At 57.0% G+C, this 19,262-nt stretch carries 32 protein-coding genes; 10 read left to right on the top strand and 22 right to left on the bottom strand.

Features of this window, described 5'->3' with window-relative positions:
* Positions 1 to 20 precede the first annotated feature (20 nt).
* The 19 genes from JF535_RS13195 to JF535_RS13285 form a co-directional block, all read right to left on the bottom strand.
* Entirely contained in the window at positions 21 to 449 is a 429-nt protein-coding gene (locus tag JF535_RS13195) for a phage tail tube protein (protein ID WP_207002905.1), read from the bottom strand.
* A 3-nt stretch (positions 450 to 452) separates the two neighbouring features.
* Positions 453 to 833, bottom strand: coding sequence for a hypothetical protein (locus tag JF535_RS13200; RefSeq protein ID WP_207002908.1), 381 nt, complete (start codon positions 831 to 833; stop codon positions 453 to 455).
* Positions 830 to 1,366, bottom strand: coding sequence for an HK97-gp10 family putative phage morphogenesis protein (locus tag JF535_RS13205; protein WP_207002909.1), 537 nt, complete (start codon positions 1,364 to 1,366; stop codon positions 830 to 832). Before JF535_RS13205 ends, JF535_RS13200 begins: the two co-directional genes overlap by 4 nt.
* Positions 1,363 to 1,695, bottom strand: coding sequence for a phage head closure protein (locus JF535_RS13210; protein ID WP_207002911.1), 333 nt, complete (start codon positions 1,693 to 1,695; stop codon positions 1,363 to 1,365). The genes JF535_RS13205 and JF535_RS13210 overlap by 4 nt, the downstream gene beginning before the upstream one ends.
* Positions 1,680 to 1,982, bottom strand: a complete 303-nt coding sequence (locus tag JF535_RS13215) for a head-tail connector protein (protein ID WP_207002913.1) — start codon at positions 1,980 to 1,982, stop codon at positions 1,680 to 1,682. Before JF535_RS13215 ends, JF535_RS13210 begins: the two co-directional genes overlap by 16 nt.
* The gene (locus tag JF535_RS13220; protein ID WP_207002915.1) at positions 1,979 to 2,533 is read right to left on the bottom strand and encodes a hypothetical protein; all 555 of its coding nucleotides are present in this window, start codon (positions 2,531 to 2,533) and stop codon (positions 1,979 to 1,981) included. Before JF535_RS13220 ends, JF535_RS13215 begins: the two co-directional genes overlap by 4 nt.
* An 82-nt stretch (positions 2,534 to 2,615) precedes the next feature.
* Positions 2,616 to 3,788: a phage major capsid protein gene (locus JF535_RS13225; RefSeq protein WP_207002917.1), complete on the bottom strand. Its 1,173-nt coding sequence runs from the start codon at positions 3,786 to 3,788 to the stop codon at positions 2,616 to 2,618.
* A gap of 85 nt (positions 3,789 to 3,873) precedes the next feature.
* Positions 3,874 to 4,680, bottom strand: coding sequence for a head maturation protease, ClpP-related (locus tag JF535_RS13230; protein WP_207002919.1), 807 nt, complete (start codon positions 4,678 to 4,680; stop codon positions 3,874 to 3,876).
* Entirely contained in the window at positions 4,673 to 5,899 is a 1,227-nt protein-coding gene (locus JF535_RS13235) for a phage portal protein (protein ID WP_207002921.1), read from the bottom strand. Before JF535_RS13235 ends, JF535_RS13230 begins: the two co-directional genes overlap by 8 nt.
* Positions 5,889 to 6,080 (bottom strand): hypothetical protein, encoded by a 192-nt coding sequence (locus tag JF535_RS13240; RefSeq protein WP_207002923.1) that lies wholly within the window; start codon positions 6,078 to 6,080, stop codon positions 5,889 to 5,891. The genes JF535_RS13235 and JF535_RS13240 overlap by 11 nt, the downstream gene beginning before the upstream one ends.
* A complete protein-coding gene (locus JF535_RS13245; protein WP_207002925.1) occupies positions 6,077 to 7,735 on the bottom strand; it encodes a terminase TerL endonuclease subunit in 1,659 nt (552 codons plus the stop codon). The genes JF535_RS13240 and JF535_RS13245 overlap by 4 nt, the downstream gene beginning before the upstream one ends.
* Positions 7,732 to 8,193 (bottom strand): phage terminase small subunit P27 family, encoded by a 462-nt coding sequence (locus tag JF535_RS13250; RefSeq protein WP_207002928.1) that lies wholly within the window; start codon positions 8,191 to 8,193, stop codon positions 7,732 to 7,734. The genes JF535_RS13245 and JF535_RS13250 overlap by 4 nt, the downstream gene beginning before the upstream one ends.
* Positions 8,194 to 8,287: 94 nt before the next feature.
* Positions 8,288 to 8,674: an HNH endonuclease gene (locus JF535_RS17015; RefSeq protein WP_207002931.1), complete on the bottom strand. Its 387-nt coding sequence runs from the start codon at positions 8,672 to 8,674 to the stop codon at positions 8,288 to 8,290.
* Complete coding sequence (locus tag JF535_RS13260) at positions 8,674 to 9,162, bottom strand: lysis system i-spanin subunit Rz (protein WP_207002932.1); 489 nt, start codon at positions 9,160 to 9,162, stop codon at positions 8,674 to 8,676. Before JF535_RS13260 ends, JF535_RS17015 begins: the two co-directional genes overlap by 1 nt.
* Positions 9,147 to 9,614: a lysozyme gene (locus tag JF535_RS13265; RefSeq protein WP_043316604.1), complete on the bottom strand. Its 468-nt coding sequence runs from the start codon at positions 9,612 to 9,614 to the stop codon at positions 9,147 to 9,149. The genes JF535_RS13260 and JF535_RS13265 overlap by 16 nt, the downstream gene beginning before the upstream one ends.
* Positions 9,601 to 9,822 (bottom strand): hypothetical protein, encoded by a 222-nt coding sequence (locus JF535_RS13270; RefSeq protein ID WP_043316606.1) that lies wholly within the window; start codon positions 9,820 to 9,822, stop codon positions 9,601 to 9,603. The genes JF535_RS13265 and JF535_RS13270 overlap by 14 nt, the downstream gene beginning before the upstream one ends.
* Positions 9,823 to 9,991: 169 nt before the next feature.
* Positions 9,992 to 10,336, bottom strand: coding sequence for an RNA polymerase sigma factor (locus JF535_RS13275; protein ID WP_207002934.1), 345 nt, complete (start codon positions 10,334 to 10,336; stop codon positions 9,992 to 9,994).
* 336 nt (positions 10,337 to 10,672) lie between these two features.
* Positions 10,673 to 12,424 carry a DUF5906 domain-containing protein gene (locus tag JF535_RS16965; protein ID WP_207002936.1) on the bottom strand — a complete coding sequence of 584 codons (1,752 nt, stop codon included), beginning with the start codon at positions 12,422 to 12,424 and terminating at the stop codon, positions 10,673 to 10,675.
* Complete coding sequence (locus JF535_RS13285) at positions 12,421 to 13,452, bottom strand: PriCT-2 domain-containing protein (protein ID WP_207002938.1); 1,032 nt, start codon at positions 13,450 to 13,452, stop codon at positions 12,421 to 12,423. The genes JF535_RS16965 and JF535_RS13285 overlap by 4 nt, the downstream gene beginning before the upstream one ends.
* A gap of 137 nt (positions 13,453 to 13,589) precedes the next feature.
* Here JF535_RS13285 and JF535_RS13290 point away from each other — a divergent pair, with 137 nt between their 5' ends.
* Positions 13,590 to 13,820, top strand: a complete 231-nt coding sequence (locus JF535_RS13290; RefSeq protein ID WP_207002940.1) for a hypothetical protein — start codon at positions 13,590 to 13,592, stop codon at positions 13,818 to 13,820.
* On the opposite strand, the gene JF535_RS13295 is transcribed toward JF535_RS13290, so the two are convergent.
* On the bottom strand, positions 13,770 to 14,225 hold the full coding sequence (locus JF535_RS13295; protein WP_207002942.1) for a helix-turn-helix domain-containing protein: 456 nt from the start codon (positions 14,223 to 14,225) through the stop codon (positions 13,770 to 13,772). The two genes, JF535_RS13290 and JF535_RS13295, sit on opposite strands and share 51 nt — an antisense overlap.
* Positions 14,226 to 14,369: 144 nt before the next feature.
* The gene (locus tag JF535_RS13300) at positions 14,370 to 14,618 is read right to left on the bottom strand and encodes a transcriptional regulator (RefSeq protein ID WP_207002943.1); all 249 of its coding nucleotides are present in this window, start codon (positions 14,616 to 14,618) and stop codon (positions 14,370 to 14,372) included.
* Between the two features lie 84 nt (positions 14,619 to 14,702).
* Here JF535_RS13300 and JF535_RS13305 point away from each other — a divergent pair, with 84 nt between their 5' ends.
* A complete protein-coding gene (locus JF535_RS13305) occupies positions 14,703 to 15,320 on the top strand; it encodes a helix-turn-helix domain-containing protein (RefSeq protein WP_207002944.1) in 618 nt (205 codons plus the stop codon).
* A gap of 24 nt (positions 15,321 to 15,344) precedes the next feature.
* Here JF535_RS13305 and JF535_RS13310 read toward each other — a convergent pair whose 3' ends face one another.
* On the bottom strand, positions 15,345 to 16,229 hold the full coding sequence (locus tag JF535_RS13310; RefSeq protein ID WP_207002945.1) for an exonuclease domain-containing protein: 885 nt from the start codon (positions 16,227 to 16,229) through the stop codon (positions 15,345 to 15,347).
* A gap of 130 nt (positions 16,230 to 16,359) precedes the next feature.
* Here JF535_RS13310 and JF535_RS13315 point away from each other — a divergent pair, with 130 nt between their 5' ends.
* The 8 genes from JF535_RS13315 to JF535_RS13350 all read left to right on the top strand — a co-directional run bounded on the left by JF535_RS13315 (position 16,360) and on the right by JF535_RS13350 (position 19,222).
* Positions 16,360 to 16,710: a sigma factor-like helix-turn-helix DNA-binding protein gene (locus JF535_RS13315; protein WP_207002946.1), complete on the top strand. Its 351-nt coding sequence runs from the start codon at positions 16,360 to 16,362 to the stop codon at positions 16,708 to 16,710.
* Positions 16,707 to 16,895, top strand: a complete 189-nt coding sequence (locus JF535_RS13320) for a hypothetical protein (RefSeq protein ID WP_207002947.1) — start codon at positions 16,707 to 16,709, stop codon at positions 16,893 to 16,895. The genes JF535_RS13315 and JF535_RS13320 overlap by 4 nt, the downstream gene beginning before the upstream one ends.
* Positions 16,896 to 16,900: 5 nt before the next feature.
* Positions 16,901 to 17,209 (top strand): DUF7673 family protein, encoded by a 309-nt coding sequence (locus JF535_RS13325; RefSeq protein ID WP_207003810.1) that lies wholly within the window; start codon positions 16,901 to 16,903, stop codon positions 17,207 to 17,209.
* A 74-nt stretch (positions 17,210 to 17,283) separates the two neighbouring features.
* Positions 17,284 to 17,571, top strand: a complete 288-nt coding sequence (locus tag JF535_RS13330; RefSeq protein WP_207002948.1) for a dATP/dGTP diphosphohydrolase domain-containing protein — start codon at positions 17,284 to 17,286, stop codon at positions 17,569 to 17,571.
* Positions 17,564 to 17,719, top strand: a complete 156-nt coding sequence (locus JF535_RS13335; protein WP_207002950.1) for a hypothetical protein — start codon at positions 17,564 to 17,566, stop codon at positions 17,717 to 17,719. Before JF535_RS13330 ends, JF535_RS13335 begins: the two co-directional genes overlap by 8 nt.
* Positions 17,716 to 18,006: a phage antirepressor KilAC domain-containing protein gene (locus JF535_RS13340; RefSeq protein WP_207002952.1), complete on the top strand. Its 291-nt coding sequence runs from the start codon at positions 17,716 to 17,718 to the stop codon at positions 18,004 to 18,006. Before JF535_RS13335 ends, JF535_RS13340 begins: the two co-directional genes overlap by 4 nt.
* 32 nt (positions 18,007 to 18,038) lie before the next feature.
* On the top strand, positions 18,039 to 18,386 hold the full coding sequence (locus tag JF535_RS13345) for a hypothetical protein (protein ID WP_207002954.1): 348 nt from the start codon (positions 18,039 to 18,041) through the stop codon (positions 18,384 to 18,386).
* Positions 18,386 to 19,222, top strand: a complete 837-nt coding sequence (locus tag JF535_RS13350) for a DUF2303 family protein (RefSeq protein WP_207002955.1) — start codon at positions 18,386 to 18,388, stop codon at positions 19,220 to 19,222. Before JF535_RS13345 ends, JF535_RS13350 begins: the two co-directional genes overlap by 1 nt.
* Positions 19,223 to 19,262 lie beyond the last annotated feature (40 nt).

Consider the following 19,262-nt stretch of genomic DNA (forward strand, 5'->3'; position numbering starts at 1 on the left):
TTGTCCTGTGAGACGATTGATTAAGTCCAGGTGCCCCAGGTCGGAGCGCCAGCCACTTTCACATCAATACTCGCGGTAACTTTGTCACCTACCGGAGTACTGATCTTGAAGCTTTTCACCAGCAGGGGCACTTCGACTTGCGTTTGGCCGCTATCTGGCCACTGAATCTGAAACTTGATGATGTCGCCAGCCTGTGCCGCTGAACGCAGTGCTTCCTGCTGTGCGTCACCGGGTAACCAGTTCATCTCGATCGTGGAGCCGGCGCCGTCCTTCATGCCGGCCTTGTACTCTTTCACACCGCCCGGCGAGTTCAGGTGCGAAAAGTCGACTTCATCCGCCTCCTGACCGAACTCCGGCAGCGAAAATACTTCAGGCACTTCTACGAACGTGTCTGGTGTTACGGCGTCGCTCAAAAGCAGGACGCCGATGCCTACAAAACCCTGGGACATAATTTATTCCTCATGCCAGATGGTGAGATCAATTGAGCCGCCGTAAAGCGACAGTTCCGTTACGAATTCTTCCTGGTCGTTTTCCAGTTCGGCGCCGTAGCAGTGGACGCCATTGCCCATGTCGCCGACAAAGCCATACAGTGAGGCTCGCACCTGGCTGCGGAGCGCTAACATGGCGTCATAGCCGGTGGTGTATACATTGAGCTGAAACCGGCTCTGCACCAGGCTGGCAGAGCCGTTCGCGGTCATAGGCCGCGTGGTGGATACGCGCTGATACACCAGAACCGGGACTTGCTCGGTCTCCTGGCGATCTATTGGCAAGATATTGCCGGTGAGATCCGGTACCTGGCTGGAGATACGAGAAACGATTCCGGTTTCTATCATTTCTTTTTAACCTCGCCATTCCAGGCCTTTTCAATCCGCTTGGTGAGCCCACTCACAAAGCGCTCGATCACAGGTTTGCGGTTTTCATCCAGTGCAGGTCGCAGGAAGGGTTTGGCTTTTGCCTTTACTTCCACTTTCTTTCCGAACCGGCCTTTTTTGCCGACCAAAGAGGTGGCTCCCCGCCTCTTGGCCGCTTTACCCAATTCAACTGCGTGCTGGTCCGTGCCGTACTCAACAAAACGCGCGTAGAACACGGGATTGCGCTTGGTCGATTTGGTACCGACGTACACGACTGCGTCGCGCTTGCTGACTCCGGCCAGCTTTTTCTTACCTTCTTTGCCCCGGTAGCGGCGAATGGATTTGCGCAGCCGACCACTCTCAACAGAGACCTTGGCTTTTGCCGCCTTCTGCACTACTTGAGCGGCATCAAACAGGCCATCTTCCAGCGCCTTCTGTGCAACAGCAGCATCGCCGATCTTGGCGAGTGCGGCGTCGAGCTCTGCCAGGCCGTGAATCTCTATCTGATCGCTCATGGATCAATCTCCTGACACAGCAGGTGCAGCCATCGATTGCGCTCCATGGCATTAATCACGGTCTCGATCTCGAGCACGCGCCCACCAAAGAGCACACGCATTTTCCGGGTAACACCCGGCCTATAGCGTATGGTTACTTGATGCGTGGTTTCCTGATAGCGATTGTCCGCTGCCGACAGCTCGCGGGCGGCATGCGGCTTTACCTCGGCCCTGATATCCGCGAGATCCGTCCAGGTCTCGGTCCTTGCACCGGTGCCGCTGGCGTTCTGCACTTTTTGCTGCAGGGTCACCCGGTGGCGCAGCGCGCCGATCTTTACACGTGCAACCATCGGTACGGGTTCCAGAGCATTCGGGTTGGCAACGGCAGTTGGCTGCCACCCTCGCGGTTTTCGTACAGAGACCCGACCAACACCATGGCGCCAAGCTGAATGGATTCACTCAGCGCGATGGCGTTGTCCGGTTCGCTGGACAGGTCCGCACCCTCCGCGTAGAGCACGCGGCCGGTGTACTGATTGAACTGCTGTTCAGCGGCAACACAGAGCGAGGTTATGTAGGCATCGTCATCGTCGTGCTCAACGATCAGATGCTTTTTCACCAGCTCCAGATCAAAGATCACTGTTGCTCGCCTCCGGCGTTGTCGGTTTCAGCTTTGCCGTCCGCTTCTTGCGCGGTCGGTTCAGCGGCTTGCTCGGCTGCTGCTTTGAGTTCGGCCAGCTCTTCCTGCAGTGCGACCTTTTCTTCTTCAAGCGTGGTCACCTCGCCTTCGAGCTTTTCCACCTCCGCTTCCAGAGTGGCGATGTACTCGGCCTGCTGTGCCACGGTGTTGCCCATCTGGGTAACCTGCTCGCCCTGTTTGGTGTTGGCCGCTCTGAGCGAGGCGAGCTTTTCCAGCGCGGCATTGAGCTCTTTGCCTTCGGCATGCACCGGCACCAGCTCCAGCTGCTGTTCCGCCTTCGCGGCCGCCTCGGCTTCTGCCTTGGCGATACGAGCAGGCTTCTGCGGCGGCTCCTGCTTGTTCTTGCCTTTCGGGTTTTTCAGCTCGGCGATGCCATCGTGGATCATCTGCCAGGCTTCATCGTTACCCGCTTCATAGTCGTCGCCAGCGGCAAAACTATCTAAGGCGGTGACCAGGCTGGTGAGCAGTACCAGTTTGAATTTTGCGGACATCGGTTCTCTCCGGGTTATCCGATAGTGAAAGCGCCCGGTACCGGACCGGGCGCTGTTCGATCAGTGCGCTAATGCGTCAGGTTTAAGCCTGCTGCAGGGTCTTGACCGCCTCTGCTACCAGCAGTTTGCCGTCGACACGCTTGCGCATGCGGAATCCAACGTGCCCGGTATCAGCGTACTTCTCGTTGAGGCGCTGCATCACGATGCCGCCGCGGTCTGCGATGTAGTACTGTTTGAAATCACCGAAGGCGATGGACTTGTTACCGGTGGCAACGGCCGGCATGGCCTCGGAGGTGTAAACCTTGTGGCCAAGGAAGGTGTCAGGAGCACCCGCGGCGACAGACGGCTGCCACAGGGGGATGCCATCAGTGGATTTGAGTTTGCGCAGCATGCCCATGGTGGCATCCTTCACCAGGAAGCTGCCGTTGGAGCGATACACCGCGCGGACGGAGTGGATCAGGTCTACGATCTCGTCGTAGGTGATTGCAGTAGCGCTGGCGGCAGTCTTGCCGACCTGACCGGTCACGGTCACACCGGTGGGCTTGTCGATGCCATCGCCAACAATGAATCCGGCCTCTTCCGCGGTACCGAAGGTCACACCAAAGATACGAGCAATCTCGGCCTCGACGTTTACCGCAGAATCCTGCAGAAGCTCTTCAGAAACTTTGGTGATACGACCGAGCTTCCAGGCTTTGAGGATGGCGCCCGCGAAAGCCGGATCGCTCTCGGGGTAGGGACCGCCTTCGCCAACCCAACCAGCGGCACCATTGTCGGCCACCAGTGGCAGATTGCGATCTTCACCGGTACCGATCACGGTACAGATGCTGCGCATGACCACATTGTCCGCCAGGCTTTGGATCAGCATGTTGGACCAGGACTCAGGGACGGTGTAACCACCTTCGGAATCAGTACCCACGGTCAATGCGGCACGGATGTCAGTGTTCATGCCGGCACGAACGTACTGTTCGTAGCTACCAACATACTCATCAGTGCCCAACTTATTGATCGGCGCGCTGCCTTCAGGTGCCGGGCGATTGGCAGGATCTGGCACCTCACTCATGCGCGCCTCGATCTCTTCCATTTTTTCGAGCTGCGCAATCTGCTTATCCAGCGCAACGAGATCGTCATTCATTTTGCTCCACTGGGTTTCCTGATCAGTGGTCATACCTTTGGCGGAATCGACGCTGTCCACCAGGTTGCGCATGGACGCCGCCAGTTGGCCGCGCTTCTGCTGTAGGTCGAGCAATTTACTCATGGGGTTCTCCGTTTTTCGGACATAAAAAAACCGGCTCAAGGCCGGTGGGGATTTGCGAGAAGCGCGGACACGCTCCTGCTCGCATTCAGGTTCGCTCGGCGATCTCGGTGAGACGCGCGTAGAGCGGGGTTCGGTGGTTGAATACTTCGGTTTCTGCTTCGATTGCAGCAGGCTGTTCCAGAGACTGATCGCTCTCGGAAATCAATTTACTCAGCGCCGCCGCAATTTGCTCAGCGCTAGCCCCGCCGAGATCGCCATTGATCTGGATGGCGGGTGCAGCCTGCTTCGGCTCAGACACCAGCTGTTCGGGTACACGCTTGCAGCCCTTAAACTTGTCTTTCTCAAAGCTCGCCGCGGCAGAGACGCCTTCGACGGTCTCATCGGCAAAACCTTGTTCCACACACTCACTGGCAGTAAGCCATGTTTCCTCATCCAGCATCGCCACCAGCGCATCCTCTTCGATGCCGGTTTTGGCGTGGTAGATGTTGAGCATGGACTCGCGCAGCTTATCGAGCGTTTCAGCCGTTTTGCGCAATTCGCGAGCGTCGCCGTACGCACCCGTCCACGGGTTGTGGATCATGTACATGGCGTTTTCGGCGATCACCACCTTCTCACCGGCCAGGGCGATGATGGAGCCCATAGAGGCAGCGATGCCATCGATGTAGGTGGTGATTTTCGCCTTATGGCGCTTCAGCGCGTTGTAGATGGCATTACCCTCGAACACGCTGCCACCCGGGGTATTGATGCGCAGGTCGATACTGGTTACGTCCAGATCGTTGAGCTCATCGATAAAGGCCTTGGCTTCCACGCCGTAGTAGCCGATGTAGTCGTAGATATAGACCTCGGCGTTGCTATTGTCGGCAGCAGCCTTGATTTCATACCACTTACGCATTGTTTTCTCCGGTGGTGGTCTTGCCGCTGCCAGAGCGCGGCACGGTGATCGGCGCGGTGTTGAGTTGCAACCAGTGCTCGTCGCCGCCCTCGATGCTATTCATGTTTTCCAGACGACGTAGATCGTTGATGCTGAGCGCACCCACATTGAACAGGTTTTTGTAGAACTCTGAACGGGCCTTGGCATCGCCGCGCAGCAGGCCTTCCACACTATGCTCGGCGTAGTACTGCTGACGCTCCACAGGCGACAGCAGATCGCGGAAAATGCTCTGCTCGATACGCTTCAGCCAGGGCAGCAGGCTGTATACCACGAACTGAATTGACTGGTGTTCGATGTTGCTGAAGGTGGCCTTGTCCAGGTCACCCACCATGTGTGGTGGCACGCCGAAGATTGCTGCAATCTCGCTGCGCTGGTACTTGCGTGTTTCCAGGAACTGGGCGTCTTCGGCACTCATGCCAATTTGCTTCCACTTGGTACCCTCTTCCAGAATCGCGGTGCGGTGCGCGTTGGCGCCACCCTGGTGCCGGTTGTTCCAGCTGGTCCGCAGGCGATCGTAGGCCTCATCGGAAAGTTTGCCTTCGACCTCCAGCGTGCCGCCCGGGCGTGCACCGTTGGAAAATAACCGCGCACCGTGCTCTTCCAGTGCCAGAGCGAGACCAATGCCTTCGCGCGCCTGGCTGATTGGCGACAGACCAATAATGCCGTTGGTAGACAGGCCGGCGATTCGCCACATGCGTGATGCGGGGATCGTCTGAATGCCCTTGTCGTGATACTCGAACGTAAGGCGGTTGGTGCGATCGGAGCGCGCCACATGCATTTTGTCAGGGTTCAGTGGCCAAGCTGCGCGCAGGCGCCCAGCGCGATCGCGCTCGACTTCGCTGAAGGCATTACCACGCAACAGCAGCGAAGCCATGAGCTGAGTACGGAAATCAATCGAGGTCATTTCCTCATTCGGCAGGTCGTGCAGCAGCATCTGCAGCGGGTGATCAGTGGCCACCTCGCGATTGCCGTCACTCTGTTTGCGGTACACATTCAGTGGTAGCGCCGCCAAGGTTTCCGACAATAGGCGCACGCAGGAGTACACGGCAGCCACGCGCATCGCAGTGTCCGGGGTCACGGACTTACCCGCGGCGGACTGCGGCCCGGTCAGTGATTCCAGCAGGTCATCACTGGGGCTCTTGAGCGTGCTGGTCTCGGCACTGAATATCTTACTCAGCACGGGTCACCTCTGGCTTTGCCTGTTGCGGCTGCTGCGCCTGACGCCGTGCCAGCAGCAAGCCAAAGGCCATTAGCAGTACACCGACCACACAAAAGGCCAGCGGCTGGCTGAATTGCCACAGGCCGGCGGCCAGCAGCCCGAGCCCGATCAGGGCGATCAGGTCTGGGAGCAGTTTGGTCATAGGAATCGTATGCCTCGGGTTTCGTAGACGCTGGTGGTGTCTTCCTCCAGCAGGGCGCGACCGTATGCCATCAGCATGGCTATCACTCCGTCGATTTTGTTCTCCGGCATTTCCTTGCGCGGGTAGATGTTTTCCTTTGCATCCACATGGGCAACCACGTTGCTGATCATCCAGGTGAAAACCGGATCCCCGTCGTGCTGGAACTGCTCGGAGAGCACGGCAGCCTCAAACTCTTTCATGGCGCTGCTCATATTCTGCACCGTCTGGCGGTACTCGAGCATTTCCAGCCCTTCTTCCGCGAGTCGCTGCGAGAGGTATTCGGCCTGCCATGGGTCGTAGGCCACGCACTCGATACGGAAGCGGCTGGCGAACTCCATTAGATCGCGTTCGATGTAGCCGTAGTCCGTGACGTTGCCGGGGGTCACCACCAGACGACCGTCGCGCTCCCAGCCGGAGTACTGGCTGTTGCGGCCATCCTCAACAGCTGCCTCGTTCAAGTAGTTGCGCAGGAAGCCGTACAGCTTGCCGTCGCGCTTGAACAGTATCGCCATGGAGGCGATATCGGTTTTACTGGCGAGGTCGAGACCGATCCAGCAGGTCTGGCCTTCAAATTCGTCCAGGGTGCGCGTTGATTCGCAGCGATCCCACGCGCGCATATCCATCCACGCCGTGTCGGCGTTCACCCACACGTTCAGATGTTTGGTGAGGAAGTTATTCTGCGCGGCGGACATGGCCATGGCCTTTCGAGCCTTTCGCGCGATATCGGCCGGTTTTACCGAGACGCCCCAGTTAGGGTTGGCCTTGGCCCAGCAGTTGGGATCAGTCCAGTCATCGTCCTCATCGAGGGTATAGATGATCCCGAAGTATTCTTCGTCCTTCTCCGCGCCGTTCAACACCTTGGCGGTGTAGCTGCGCTGCTCGTAGCAGATACCAGAGCGGTTGAAGCCGGCGGTGGTGATCAGCCACAACAGCGGTTGAGCTCGTGCACCGGTGGCCGTCTCGATAACGTCGAAAACTTCCCGGGTCTTGTGCGCATGGAGCTCATCGATAATCGCGCAGTGCACGTTGAGGCCGTCCAGGTTGCCGCCCTGATCGCGGGACAGCGCTTTGAACGTGCTGGCCGTGTCCTCAACAAATACTGCGTGGGCACTGGTCTTTACACCGAAGCGCGCCTGCAGCCCAGGGCTGCGCTCGGCCATGCGCTTGGCATCGGCCCAGACAATGCGCGCCTGGTCGCGGGTAGTGGCCGCGCTGTAAACCTCCGCACCAGCCTCCGCGTCAGCTGCGAGGCAGTACAGAGCAACACCGCTCGATAACGTGGACTTCGCATTCTTACGCGGTACTTCCACGTAAGCCGTTTTGAAGCGGCGATTGCCGTGCTCATCCACCCAGCCAAAAATGATGCTGAGGATGAAAACCTGCCAGGGTTCCAGGGTGATTTTCTTGCCGGCCCATTCGCCCTTGATGTGGGGCATCAGTTCCACGAACTTGCAGACGCGGTCTGCTAGCTCCGGGACAAAGAAATAATCCCAGTCGCGATCCAGATCAGCTAGCTGCCGTTCACAGGCGCGTTTAACGTGCTCGCACGCAATGATTTTCCCGGAGACCACGTCACGGGCATAGCCGTGCGCGATGTCCGCATAACGCTTGCTCACAGGTCTTCAAAACCACCCAGCGACATCTGCTTTTGCTCCGGCGCCTTTACGCGGCTAGCCGCTGCCGGGGTCAGGCCGAACTCGCTGGCCGACTTCAGCACTTGGTCCCACAACTTGTTGCGGATCGTGAACAGAGCGCTTTGGATCTGCAGGCCGTTAGGAGTCGTGTCCATCATGTCATCAAGGGTCTTCAGCTTGCGCGTCACCTCCTCGAACTTGCCCATGGAATCGCAATGGGCAGCAAAGGCAGCGGTATCCAACAGTGACATCAAGCCAGCGTTCGCCAGCTGAGGGCCGATCTCCTTCCAATACTTCTTCGCGTTGCGCGGAAGCCAAACAGGACACGGAGGAAGCCCAACAGGTTTTGATTGCGCAGCACCGTGATCATCACGGTCCTTGCGAAAACTACCCTCGAGCACCTTCAGCTGCGGTGCTTTGCGAGGTCTACCTGCTGACATAGTGATCCAAGAGAGCACCCTTAACGGATACCCCCCCTACCTGAATTTAGCCAATATGAAATTTTAACCATGGCGGCGGTGTTGGTGGATCAGGTCACAGAGATTTGACCCGCCCCTCCCCTCTCGCGCCGCCGCCTTCCTGTGCGGTTTTCCGTGCGTGACATGACTTGCAGAGCCACTGAAGGTTGCTGACATCGTCCGAACCACCACGGGATCGCGGCACCTTGTGGTCACACTCGGTGCCTTCGGTGACGCGACCGAGCTTTGTGCAGTGCTCGCATAGCCCGTTCGCCAATCGCTTTATGATTTCGCGATTGCGTAAATACTCTTTGCTTTTGTACCGACGATTCGCCTGCCTACCCAGCCGCTTCTGGTATTCGCCCCAGTTAGTCGCCAGATCCTGATGCTGGTCGCAGTAACCGTTACTGTTGGAGTGTGCACGCTTGCACTTGCGACACGGCGTCTTAGTCTTGACCGGCATCACTCTCCACCAATACAAACCGAACGCACATACTCTTGCAGCGCACTCAGTTGTCGGATTGCTTTGTCTCCTCGCTCGGTGAGCGTGAGAATTTCTGCAGCAGCTCGCTCGTCAATGTCGGCTCTGCTGGTTGCATCAGTGCTGCCGGTGGAGCTGGTATTGCTGGACACACTGGCTGCGGGGCACTTTGCAGGAATTGACAGCCGGATAGCGCCGCGCTGCAGATCAGCGCGCAGACGGTCATTCTCCGCTTGTGCATCTTCCAGCTCCTTGGTGTAGCGCGCATCGATCGCCGCCACGTTATTCCGGTACAGAGATTCGAGCCGGTCAACCAGGTCACGCGCTTCATTCAGCGCTTCCGCCTGCTCACGGCGATACTTCTCATGCTTGATCGTGAGACGCCAGCCCTGAACCTTCCAGCCAGCACTGAACGCCACCACCAACGCCAGGAAAGCGACGAGAACCTTTTGTCTCAGCGTCCCAGGCATAGTTGCAATTCCGCTTCACGCCGACGAACCAGTCCCGCCAGCCGTTGACCGCCGGCATAAACCCACCGGCGCAGTTCCGGGCACCATTCACCAGGCGCCGCGCCCGCATTCAATTTCCGCATCAGCGTCGATCCGCATGCAGCACCAGCACCGACGTTGTAGGACCAGCTCACTAGAGCTGCCCATTCGTGCGGCTGCAGTTCAGGTTCAACGCAGGCGGCCAATCCAGTGAGCGCCTGTTGCATATCATCCCGCAACAGCTGCTCGCACTCGGCAACACTCTTCGTCTGGCCCATGGACGCCGTCAGCGTATGTCCATAGCAAACCGTCGGGATTTGAATCGGGTCGAGATAGGCCGTTGTGCGCAGCCCTTCAAACTGCATAACTACAGGCGCAGCAACACTCAGCGCACCGGCAGCAGCAATAGCCGCAACTCGCTTACTGACTCGCATCGCCAAACTTACCCTTGGCCCAACGCCAAAAAGAATTCACGGCCTGCCAGTGCTTTGGAAGCTGATGCAGCACCAAACCCAGCAGGTACAGAACGGTCAGCAACTGAATCCAATCATCAACCGTCATGCCAAAATACTTTGCCCCCATCACTGCCAACGGTGGCCCGACTTTCGCACCTTCTACCGCGACAGTCTGCGCTGCACTCATTGACTTCTCCTAGCCAGAAAAAGCAACGGCGCCACTAGGGCGCCGTCGAATAGGGGTGGATTGGGGTCCATGAACGAGAAAACCCGGCGGGGGTGCCGGGTTTTCTCTGAAGCCAGCAATGCTAGCTTGCCTGCATTCAATCACTTCATTGTCACGCGGTCAACACCCTTCAGGAAACTTTAGGTAGAACACCGCGCAACAGCTTCGCATTAAACAAAACATGCACCCCATCAATGCGTCGATAAAGCGTACTCATCGAGATACCCAACTTTTTCGCCGCTTGACCGTGCCCCAAATACGGCGGCAAATAAAAAAGCATTACAGAGCGCCGCAGATCCTCAGGCAGCTCCAGAACAAACTGCTCAACCTCTCGCACATCTGAATTGATCGGCACTGTGCCTTCAGCATTACCTGAACCAACCGCCATGCCAAGACTCCCCAAGACAGACCCGCAGCCAACACCCTCCACTGCAGCAGCCCACTCCTGAAACCGAAAATGTACACGCTCAATCATCCTAATTGCCCCCTGCCGTTTTAATTTCTGATTCAGATACATTCGGACACAATTCGGAGACAGGACTTATACCCCCTCCGAGACTACAGACCGCATGGTTATTAGATATCGCGTGAATTTCGGAGACTCGGATACCCAACGCCTCACGCACGCGAAAAAATTTTTTATAGATTAGGAAGTCGAGAGTTAATAATCCGCGCACACATGCGTACGCGCGCGCGAGAAAAACCCCTCCGAGGTCTCCGAAAAACTCTGAAACGTAGATATGACGCGGGCTGCAGTCTCGGAGGGGGTCACAAGAAGGCCTCCGAATGCCCTCCGAAGCACTCCGAGACATCATGGGGTTACCTCCGCAAAGGCACCGATATGATCCCGGAAATACTTCACACACTCCGACAGCCATTCGTGCTGGGTCTTGTCGTGCGGCTGCTCATGCACAAAGAAGAAAGTACCGGTAACACTCTTTTTCGGTGGCTTGCCAAACCCGCCAGGGGAATCGTAATAACGATTAGGCTTGCGATCCAACTCCCGGGCAGCATTCTCCAGGAACTTGTCGCGTCGCAGCGGCGAACCAGCATACGACTCTTTACACCACATCGCATAGGCCACAAACAAATCATTCGTCAGGCAGCTACAGTACGGTACATCCAACTCTTCCGCCTTCCACTCCTTCAGGAACCGCTCCCAGCTCGGCAACCCGAAGTCAATCAGGCTCTGCTTAGCTGCCGTTACCGGCGGCTCCGTGTGAGGATGGAAGTCACCGAGGTCCACCGCCAACAACCAGGCATAAAAGGCTTCAGCACCGCCATGTTCGAGCTCAGCCGGTACCGCCTTTTTTAATTCTTCAGATAACTTCTTCTCAGGCCAGACCACCAGAAATCGACGATCGGAACCCTCAACAGGGAATGGAAGGATCTCGTTCGAGAGAAAGACAGCGTTCATATAGTTCGCCTCTTCCCACCCGCTCACAAACTTCTTCTCAATCCGGACTGTCTTGCCGGTGATCATCTGCTTCAATGATCCTTGGTGCGAGTACTTGCTCGACCGCGAAAAAATCTCCTCAAACACACCGTACAGAAGGTTCGACATCCAGTCCGTGTACTGTCCTTCCATCTGCTGCTGCCCGAGCGTCCGACTGTACTCACCGTAGACCGCACGCATCACCACATCAAAGAACAGCGACTTACCCGACCCATGCACCGAGCTATGCATCAACACAGCCGACGCCATCTTTGAACCGAGATGCTGCAACGGGTACGCCAGCCAGCGGATCAACCACTCCCAAACCTCGTTATCCTCATTGCACAACTGCCACAGCAGATGCCGGATATGTCGACACTTTTTGTCGTCTCGCTTTGGCTTCAGAGGCAGACCTCGGAACATATTGATATGCGTATCCGGATCCACCTGGCGCGATGGGTCAAACACCAGATTCTCTTTATCCACCATGCGGCGATCCGGGTGCTTGTACCAGATGTCATACGAATCGGGATATGCGTGGCGGATATCCTGCAATCGCTCCAACGTGCGCCGCTTGGCATCCCACGCCGTATCGGAAACCTCAAGATAGGTAAACCGCTCCAACATCTCACCCACTCCCCCGGCCCCCTTGTGGGCGGCCTGGCGCGCAGCGATGAACCGCTTCACATCGAGCTCTAGCACCTTGCGCTTTTCCGTGGAGTCCATGAACTCCTTGCACACTTTGGGCCCTACTTCCGCACGGAACGCAGCGGCCTTCAGTTCACGATGCAAATGCTCGTCCCATACCTTAGTAGTGCCAGAAATCAGCGCAAAGCGCTTCAATGCATCCTCAAAGGTAATTTCGCGCGCCTCCGCAACAACAGAGGGTGCGGGAGATTCAGCAGGCTCAGATTCAGAATATTCAGGCGGGATATTATCGATCGGCGGAGCATCCGCGACGGGCGCGGCCTCTGCCTGAGATGGGTGCGGGAAGACAATCACGTTGTCAGCGCCAGCTTGGACCCGAGACATAAACTGGTCCCACTGCCGCCTCACCTCCCCAAGGCCGTGCCGGCAGTGAATATCGTTAAAATCCAATCCCTGATCTTTTTTATTTTCTGTTGTCACGCGGCGTCCTCCAACGCATCCGCCTCAGACGGAATCCAGACCGCACCACCCACTGCCTTCGCCGCCGCTCTCGCTTTGCTCACGCCCGGGTTATCCTTGGTACCCGCATCATCATCCGCCGCGAATACCAAGTGCTGTTCCGGGTAGTGCCCACGCAACTGCACCGCCACCGGCATCAGGTTGCCGCAATCAAAGCAAACCACCACCGGGCAACCCGTCGCCTCACGCACACTGGCACCAGTAGCAAACCCCTCAACCAACACCAGCGGCATACGCGGATCCGGCTGACCGAGCCAGGCAAACAGACCACTCTTGCGACCACCGCGCAGAAACAGCTTCTTACCCTTAGGCGTGATCACCTGTAGGTTCCAGAGGTTGCCATCGATATCGACTAGCGGCAGCGCAAAGAAGCCCTTCTTGAAGTAGTGAAATTTCGGTTGCTTATCTTTGGGGATATTGAAAAACGCACTAATCTCGGACCGGTCGGTAACCCGCACCGGCCCCTCTTCCCGGTGCACGATCAGCACCGGGGAATGGAAAAACTTCATACCGTGAGACTGGATCTTCTTCTGTCCCAGGTACTCACTGCTGCCCACGGGCTTTAGGTCACCGATGATTAGGTGCGCCAGCTCGGCTACCTGCCGCTGCTCCTGCAGCCGCTCCGCCACTTCACGCTCCGCATCAATCTTGCGCTGCCGCTCGCGCTCCGCCTTCTCTTTGGCCCACGCCCGCTTCTCTTCTGCAGTGAGCTCACGGCGCTCGAAGGTAAATCCCCGCTCCTTCGCCAAGGCAAACAGCGTACCAATGCCAACACCGCCAGCACCGCGCACACTCTTCCAGGTAGAGCGCGCATCTGCAGCGCGGTACTTACTGTGCCCCTTGCTCCAATCATCCCAGGCATCAAAACCGGAATCACCAAATTCCGACTTGATCGACATCGCCAAGCGCGCCCAGGTATCCCGGTCGCACTCAGGGTCGAGAAAGCTCAACGCCCGGCACACATCGTCCAGCGTACATTGATCATGCATTCAGAAATCCCCCTAAGACTAATGCGCAAGCCGCGCAGTTAAAGTGCCGTCTCTCCGGCTGTCACACCACTGGGCAGGTGTCGCAACCCCCTGTATGCTCAAAGTCCCTCAACCATCAGCAACACAAGGAAATGAAAATGCTGTTAGACGTCTACACCAAGAACTTCGCACTGGTCGCCCGCCACGAACTGGACAACCAGCATGTACCCCGCACGGGAGAGATCATCGTGGTCAACGAAGAGGAACACCTTGTGCACAACGTTGAGCACAAGGTGGTCGGCAACCGGCTGGAAACACTGGTGAGCTGCCACCGGAGTTCAGGCCCGATGAACCGCAGAATTGTTCTTCAAGAGAATGGTTGGCTGTAGATCTGCAGACAGCGCCTCAATATCAGCCAAGATCGCGCTCACCCGTTGGTGCAGCGCGTTCTGCTCGCAGTCCGGCGGGGCCCCAACGGCAGAACAGGCCTGAGCCAAATGCGACTCTGCCATCAGCAGGTTTTTCAGAAAGCCAAGCACCTGATGCGAGTCGAGCATCACCGACCCAGCAACAGGTACCAGCTGGTCTTTCATCTCACCCTCACCTGTCGCCAACCAGGTCGCAGTTACGCCCAGGGCCAACGCAATTTTCACCAGGTGCTTGGACCCATAGGACTTGCCTGATTCAACCAAGGCATAGGAAGGCTGCGTGATCCCAACCGCGTCAGCGACCTCCTGCTGAGTCAAACCGGCCAGCTGGCGCGCGGTCAGCAATCTGTCTTTTAGTTCCTGCATACAATCCCCCTGTATAAATATCCATCTGTAGTAATTGATCACCAAACCCCGCCCCCTTCGGCACAATGGCCACATAACAAATACAGATTGGGGAATGGATAATGGTTATTTGTGTACTTCTCTCACCGACCAACCCACGGCCGGTTAACTTGCCTTGCGGCTTGATTCAGCTACTCCAGAATCATTCTGAGCGTCCTGCGGATGAAAAATATCCGGGCGCAGACACTCCTTCGAAACCTGACCATTGGTCAGCAGATCAATCTGTAGCGCCCGCACTACGGGTATTCCTCGCTTCTTCCAATGGCTGACCGCCATAGAGGTGACTCCGGCCTGCCGTGCCAACTCGCCGGCAGATCCAAAGTGCTTAATTGCATCTTCGATTGCTTCAGACATAGATAGAACCCACTTGTTTACATCGGCAAGTATAAACATGTGGGTTCTATCTCGGCAATAGGTGCAGGTGTAAACTTTGTGGTTATGGAAAAGAAACGCTCGGAAGAGTCAAAAATTAAGGGAGCCGAATTTGAGCGCCTGGCGAGAGCCGCCGGCATCAAGTGGGCCGATCTTGCGCGTGAGCTGGGCGTAAACCCTCAGACCATTACTCACTGGCGGAAGCGCGGCGTTGCTGCCGCCCATTCTGTAAGAGTGTCACAACTGCTGGGATGCGAGCCAACTGACATCAGCTGGATTGCCGAATCACTCGCAAACGCAACGGTTGAAAGCTTAAGAAAGGCTAACCTCAATCTGTTAGCTGTCGAGCGAAGCGAAGAAGACCTGCTGGAGTCGCTGTCCCCAGGCGCATTCTCAGCATTCATGCGCGGGCTCGAGGACAATAAAAATCTCAGTTACCAAAGAGCGAGAGAGATCGAGAAGCTTCTGAAGCTACCTCCATCCTGGCTAGATAAGCCACATACAGCAGAACCGGCACCAACTTATAGCCAGCACGAATCAGCTAACCAACCTGCAGAACAGATACCTAGCGAAGCCCAAAGCCTGATTAAGCTGATTATAAAAACAGCAAGAAATGGAACATTACTCCCGGAACATATCAAACTCGTTAAACAGCAAATCCAAATGCTAACCGGGGCAAAATAACCGGACAGATACCCCACAAAGCACTCAGCGCGCAGATTCAGATTCAACCATCGCAAAGAAATCACTTTCTACCAACACCCGGATAGGGACGCCCTGCTGAATCAGCGCCTCAGCCTTCAAGTGCTTGGAGCTTTTCTCTTTCCCTGCAAGCTTAGAGGTATCCTGGTCGCCCACTACGAGAATAGTGGTTTTTTTCGTTACGCCACCTTTGACCTCGCAACCCAACTCAGCGGCCACTGCCTTAGCTTCCGCACGCGGCACCGCGAGGCTGCCGGTAAATACTACTTGCTCCCCGAACAGCGGCCCATCGGGATTTGGCTCAGGATCATTTGTACGAGCACGCAGAGCGGGTGCCCGGCGCACCATATCCCTGAGCAGCTCCAACCCGACCCCAGACTCTGCCGCAGCCCGCAAAACTACTTCAGCAGCGGCCCTAGCGTCCTCCAACGCATCGTGGTGCCGAAATTCAATTCCCAGGTAGCCAGTGATGCTAGCGAGCCCGTAACCCCTTTTGGCAAATTGGCTCCACACGCGGCGAACCACCACAGAAGAATCCAACCATTCAATCCCCTCCAAAGACTCAGGACTGAACGCAAACGCCCGCCGCAGTGAGGTTCGATCATAGCTAGTATGGCTAACCACAACCCTACCCTTAAACAGGGTTAAAATTTGGGGAGCAATGTCGCGGAACACCGGCGCATCCCGCACGTCCTCCTCATCTATTCCGTGGACCGATACGCACTGATCGTCAAACCAATCATCAGGGTCCACAAGCGTTTTCCACTCTTCGACGACCGCCCCTGCCTCCACAACGACAATCCCAATCTGGCAAATACTCGCCATATTTGGATTAGCCGTCTCTACATCGACCGCCACAAAATTCAGGCTCTCTAAGTACGAATCATCCATGACACACCCCTTCTGACGTTATTCAGGAAGCATAAACAACACATTTGTACAGATAAATAACCCACATGTTGACAGGAGATAACCCACATGTTTATTCTTGACTCATCGAATAACCAAGTGGGTTCTACAAATGTCGGTCAGAGCAAAAGCCACCCCAACCTACCGTCCCCTGGCACCACGCCAAGCCGAAGCGCTCACCCACCGTGCGCGCGGCCTGTCGCAGGCTGAAACAGCAGCGGCCATGGGGTGCTCTGTGGGCAACGTCAGCAACCTAATGGCCGAGTGCTTCTTCAAGCTCCACGCCCGCGGCAGTGTCGACGCCGTTGCCAAAGCGGTGCAGCACGGCCTGATCCAATTCGCACTGGTAGCCACCATCCTCGCCGGCGTCGGTCCTGACGCGAGCGAACAGATGCGCACCCGCTTCCAGCGCCGCCCCACTATTCGAACTATTCGCATCCGCAACCGTGAGGATCTCGCATGAACGTGTACATACACCCGAGCGCACTCAGCGTGGAAAACGTGCGCAATCTGGAGCGCAGCACCGGCCTGATGGCGGTACCGACTGGCAAAGGCAATGTGAAGCTGGCCAAGCCGAAACCGCGCCTGGTGCGCGTGGTAACCCAGCCCAACAACGACTGGCCGCCCTATGGAGGAGATGCCGCGTGAGCACCATGACTTTTACCGAAGCGGCCAACAGCGTAGAAGCGCTGCTGACCATCGAGAGCTACCAGAGCGGCAGCAGTGAAATCGCCGCGCTGGTTCTGCTCAGCGCCTGGAACAGTTACGACTTCGCCGTACCCGTGGCCGAACTCGCTCGCCTGGATCCAGACAACTACCGCCACGCCCTGCGCGTGCTCACCTTGCGCTACAGCGGCCACGAGCCGCACACCGTAATCGAGAACGGCGACGCGCGCTTCAAAGCCCTGCACGACCGCTGGGCGCACCTGAAAATCACAGAACAAACAGGAGCGGCAGCGTGACGACGGGACACCAGCCCACGGGGAAACAGCCAACGAATCCACCCACAAACAAGGTGGCCAAAGGCATCAGAGGCATGAAGCACGACCACGGCAAACCCCAGTGGAACCTGTTGCCCTGGCACGGCGTGGAAGAAGTGGTGGAGGTACTGACCTTCGGTGCCAAGAAGTACGCACCAGACAACTGGCGCCACGTCACCGACGCCCGCGGCCGCTACTCCGCTGCCGCACTGCGCCATATCAGCGCCTTTATGCAGGGGCAGGAGCGCGACGAAGAGACAGACTTACACCACCTGGCACACGCAACCTGCTGCCTGCTGTTCCTGCTGGAGATACTCCAGTTTCAGGAAGCGGACGGTGAATGAATTTTCCCAACTGCTGCAAATCGTCCAGGACCTGAAACACCGGGTCGACGCGCAGCAGCTGCAACTGGACATCCAGCGCGAACAGATTGCCGAGCTCACCGAGCAGTTGTACGGCCAAACCGAACGACCAGAGGACAAAGCCAAATGAGAGAGAAATTACTCACCCTCACCCAGGCAGCGCGCCAGCTCGGTATCGGCCGCAACACCCTGCTGAAAAAGCTGCGCGATCACGGCCTGCTGCTGAACAGCGAGAGATTTACCTGCGCCCCCAGCAAGGCAGCAGTGACTAACGGCCTGCTGCACCCAAAGCTCAGCGAGTTTTATCGCGGCCCGGTGCGCGTACAACACATCACCGCCCACGTCACCGCCGCGGGCCTGGTGCACATCAAAGACTTGCTGGACCGAGAAGCCGAAGAAACGGCCAGCGCAAGCTAACCGCCCCGACATTCATAACAACGGAGGAATCCATGGGCACCAACGTAGAAGAGTTCATCACCGATCTGGATGCAGGGGTATTTGCTGAAAAGCTATCCCGCGCACTCAGCGACGTTGCCGCCGGTGTTTGCGACAACGAAAAGAAAGGCAAAGTCACCATCGACTTTGACATCCAGTTACTGGGCAGCAGCCAGGTGAACGTGCAGCACACGCTCAAGTACACCATCCCCCGCCGTAATGGCGAGAGCACCGAGAAGAACGTCACCAAGACCGCCATGCACGTTGGCAAAGGCGGCCGCATGACCTTCTTCCCGGAAAACCAACACCAGATGTTCACTAGAACCGGCGAAGTAGAAGCCAAAGAAAAGGAAACCAACTGATGTCCATGGACGCCACTGCCATCGAACACATCCAGCAAAACGGGCCGGCCGCCGAAGCCAGCGTTCGCCTCAGAAGCCAGGGCCTGTCAGCGGTTATCGTGCCGAAAAATTGCGATATCCAAAACATTGAGCACCTGCAGGAGCACCGCAACCGATTCCGCGCAGAACTGAAAACCAACTCTCTGGAAGATTTCGTGGCCTATTACCACGCCAATGAAATCGATATGGAAGGCAGCACCCAGGTATTTGTTCAGCCGGAAAGCATGACCGCAAAAGCGATCTTTAACCTCTACGAACTGGACGGCGAGCCTGGCCACGGTGACCACACCGCAAGCCTGTGCGAAGTGAAAACCGCCCCATTCAAAAGCCTGCTGAAGATCGACGGCACACGCATGAGTCAGAAGGACTTCGCCGAATGGATGGAAGACTGGCGCGATCACCTGAAAGCCACCGACAGCCAGGGCGAGGAACTGAACCTCACCAAAGCCATCGCCGCGATCCGCCGCATCACCATCGAAGCCACCGCCAAGAGCGATACCGAGGTGCGCAGCTTCGGCGCCAGCCGTAGTGCTATGGAGTCCATTGAAGCCAAGAGCGAAGACCAGCTGCCGGCCTTCCTGGAATTCACCTGCAACCCCTACAAGGATCTCGGCCAGCGCACCTTCCAACTGCGCGTCGGCATCCTCACCGGTGAAAAGCAACCGGTACTGGTTGCCCGCATCATCAAACTGGAAGAGCACGAAGAAACCATGGCATTTGAATTCAAGGGCCTGATCAACGCCGCACTGCCAGATGGTGCGCCCATCTACCTCGGCGCCTTCGCACTCAACCGATAACAATTTCAAACCGCGCTCCGCGCAATCGTCAGACCGTTAG

This window comes from Microbulbifer salipaludis (assembly GCF_017303155.1).
In the GTDB taxonomy this organism is placed as follows: Bacteria; Pseudomonadota; Gammaproteobacteria; order Pseudomonadales; family Cellvibrionaceae; genus Microbulbifer; species Microbulbifer salipaludis.

What these genes read in the sequence shown, in the direction of transcription:
- JF535_RS13195 (WP_207002905.1), bottom strand. Translation starts at nt 449, where the DNA reads ATGTCCCAGGGTTTTGTAGGCATCGGCGTCCTGCTTTTGAGCGACGCC.
- JF535_RS13350 (WP_207002955.1), top strand. Translation starts at nt 18,386, where the DNA reads ATGTCCATGGACGCCACTGCCATCGAACACATCCAGCAAAACGGGCCG.
- JF535_RS13265 (WP_043316604.1), bottom strand. Translation starts at nt 9,614, where the DNA reads ATGCGAGTCAGTAAGCGAGTTGCGGCTATTGCTGCTGCCGGTGCGCTG.
- JF535_RS13325 (WP_207003810.1), top strand. Translation starts at nt 16,901, where the DNA reads ATGACTTTTACCGAAGCGGCCAACAGCGTAGAAGCGCTGCTGACCATC.
- JF535_RS13330 (WP_207002948.1), top strand. Translation starts at nt 17,284, where the DNA reads ATGAAGCACGACCACGGCAAACCCCAGTGGAACCTGTTGCCCTGGCAC.
- JF535_RS13200 (WP_207002908.1), bottom strand. Translation starts at nt 833, where the DNA reads ATGATAGAAACCGGAATCGTTTCTCGTATCTCCAGCCAGGTACCGGAT.
- JF535_RS13305 (WP_207002944.1), top strand. Translation starts at nt 14,703, where the DNA reads ATGGAAAAGAAACGCTCGGAAGAGTCAAAAATTAAGGGAGCCGAATTT.
- JF535_RS13270 (WP_043316606.1), bottom strand. Translation starts at nt 9,822, where the DNA reads ATGAGTGCAGCGCAGACTGTCGCGGTAGAAGGTGCGAAAGTCGGGCCA.
- JF535_RS13295 (WP_207002942.1), bottom strand. Translation starts at nt 14,225, where the DNA reads ATGCAGGAACTAAAAGACAGATTGCTGACCGCGCGCCAGCTGGCCGGT.
- JF535_RS13260 (WP_207002932.1), bottom strand. Translation starts at nt 9,162, where the DNA reads ATGCCTGGGACGCTGAGACAAAAGGTTCTCGTCGCTTTCCTGGCGTTG.
- JF535_RS13315 (WP_207002946.1), top strand. Translation starts at nt 16,360, where the DNA reads ATGTCGGTCAGAGCAAAAGCCACCCCAACCTACCGTCCCCTGGCACCA.
- JF535_RS13285 (WP_207002938.1), bottom strand. Translation starts at nt 13,452, where the DNA reads ATGCATGATCAATGTACGCTGGACGATGTGTGCCGGGCGTTGAGCTTT.
- JF535_RS13240 (WP_207002923.1), bottom strand. Translation starts at nt 6,080, where the DNA reads ATGACCAAACTGCTCCCAGACCTGATCGCCCTGATCGGGCTCGGGCTG.
- JF535_RS13220 (WP_207002915.1), bottom strand. Translation starts at nt 2,533, where the DNA reads ATGTCCGCAAAATTCAAACTGGTACTGCTCACCAGCCTGGTCACCGCC.
- JF535_RS13210 (WP_207002911.1), bottom strand. Translation starts at nt 1,695, where the DNA reads ATGGTTGCACGTGTAAAGATCGGCGCGCTGCGCCACCGGGTGACCCTG.
- JF535_RS13320 (WP_207002947.1), top strand. Translation starts at nt 16,707, where the DNA reads ATGAACGTGTACATACACCCGAGCGCACTCAGCGTGGAAAACGTGCGC.
- JF535_RS13290 (WP_207002940.1), top strand. Translation starts at nt 13,590, where the DNA reads ATGCTGTTAGACGTCTACACCAAGAACTTCGCACTGGTCGCCCGCCAC.
- JF535_RS13230 (WP_207002919.1), bottom strand. Translation starts at nt 4,680, where the DNA reads ATGCGTAAGTGGTATGAAATCAAGGCTGCTGCCGACAATAGCAACGCC.
- JF535_RS13275 (WP_207002934.1), bottom strand. Translation starts at nt 10,336, where the DNA reads ATGATTGAGCGTGTACATTTTCGGTTTCAGGAGTGGGCTGCTGCAGTG.
- JF535_RS13225 (WP_207002917.1), bottom strand. Translation starts at nt 3,788, where the DNA reads ATGAGTAAATTGCTCGACCTACAGCAGAAGCGCGGCCAACTGGCGGCG.
- JF535_RS13310 (WP_207002945.1), bottom strand. Translation starts at nt 16,229, where the DNA reads ATGGATGATTCGTACTTAGAGAGCCTGAATTTTGTGGCGGTCGATGTA.
- JF535_RS13205 (WP_207002909.1), bottom strand. Translation starts at nt 1,366, where the DNA reads ATGAGCGATCAGATAGAGATTCACGGCCTGGCAGAGCTCGACGCCGCA.
- JF535_RS13340 (WP_207002952.1), top strand. Translation starts at nt 17,716, where the DNA reads ATGAGAGAGAAATTACTCACCCTCACCCAGGCAGCGCGCCAGCTCGGT.
- JF535_RS13300 (WP_207002943.1), bottom strand. Translation starts at nt 14,618, where the DNA reads ATGTCTGAAGCAATCGAAGATGCAATTAAGCACTTTGGATCTGCCGGC.
- JF535_RS13250 (WP_207002928.1), bottom strand. Translation starts at nt 8,193, where the DNA reads ATGTCAGCAGGTAGACCTCGCAAAGCACCGCAGCTGAAGGTGCTCGAG.
- JF535_RS17015 (WP_207002931.1), bottom strand. Translation starts at nt 8,674, where the DNA reads ATGCCGGTCAAGACTAAGACGCCGTGTCGCAAGTGCAAGCGTGCACAC.
- JF535_RS13345 (WP_207002954.1), top strand. Translation starts at nt 18,039, where the DNA reads ATGGGCACCAACGTAGAAGAGTTCATCACCGATCTGGATGCAGGGGTA.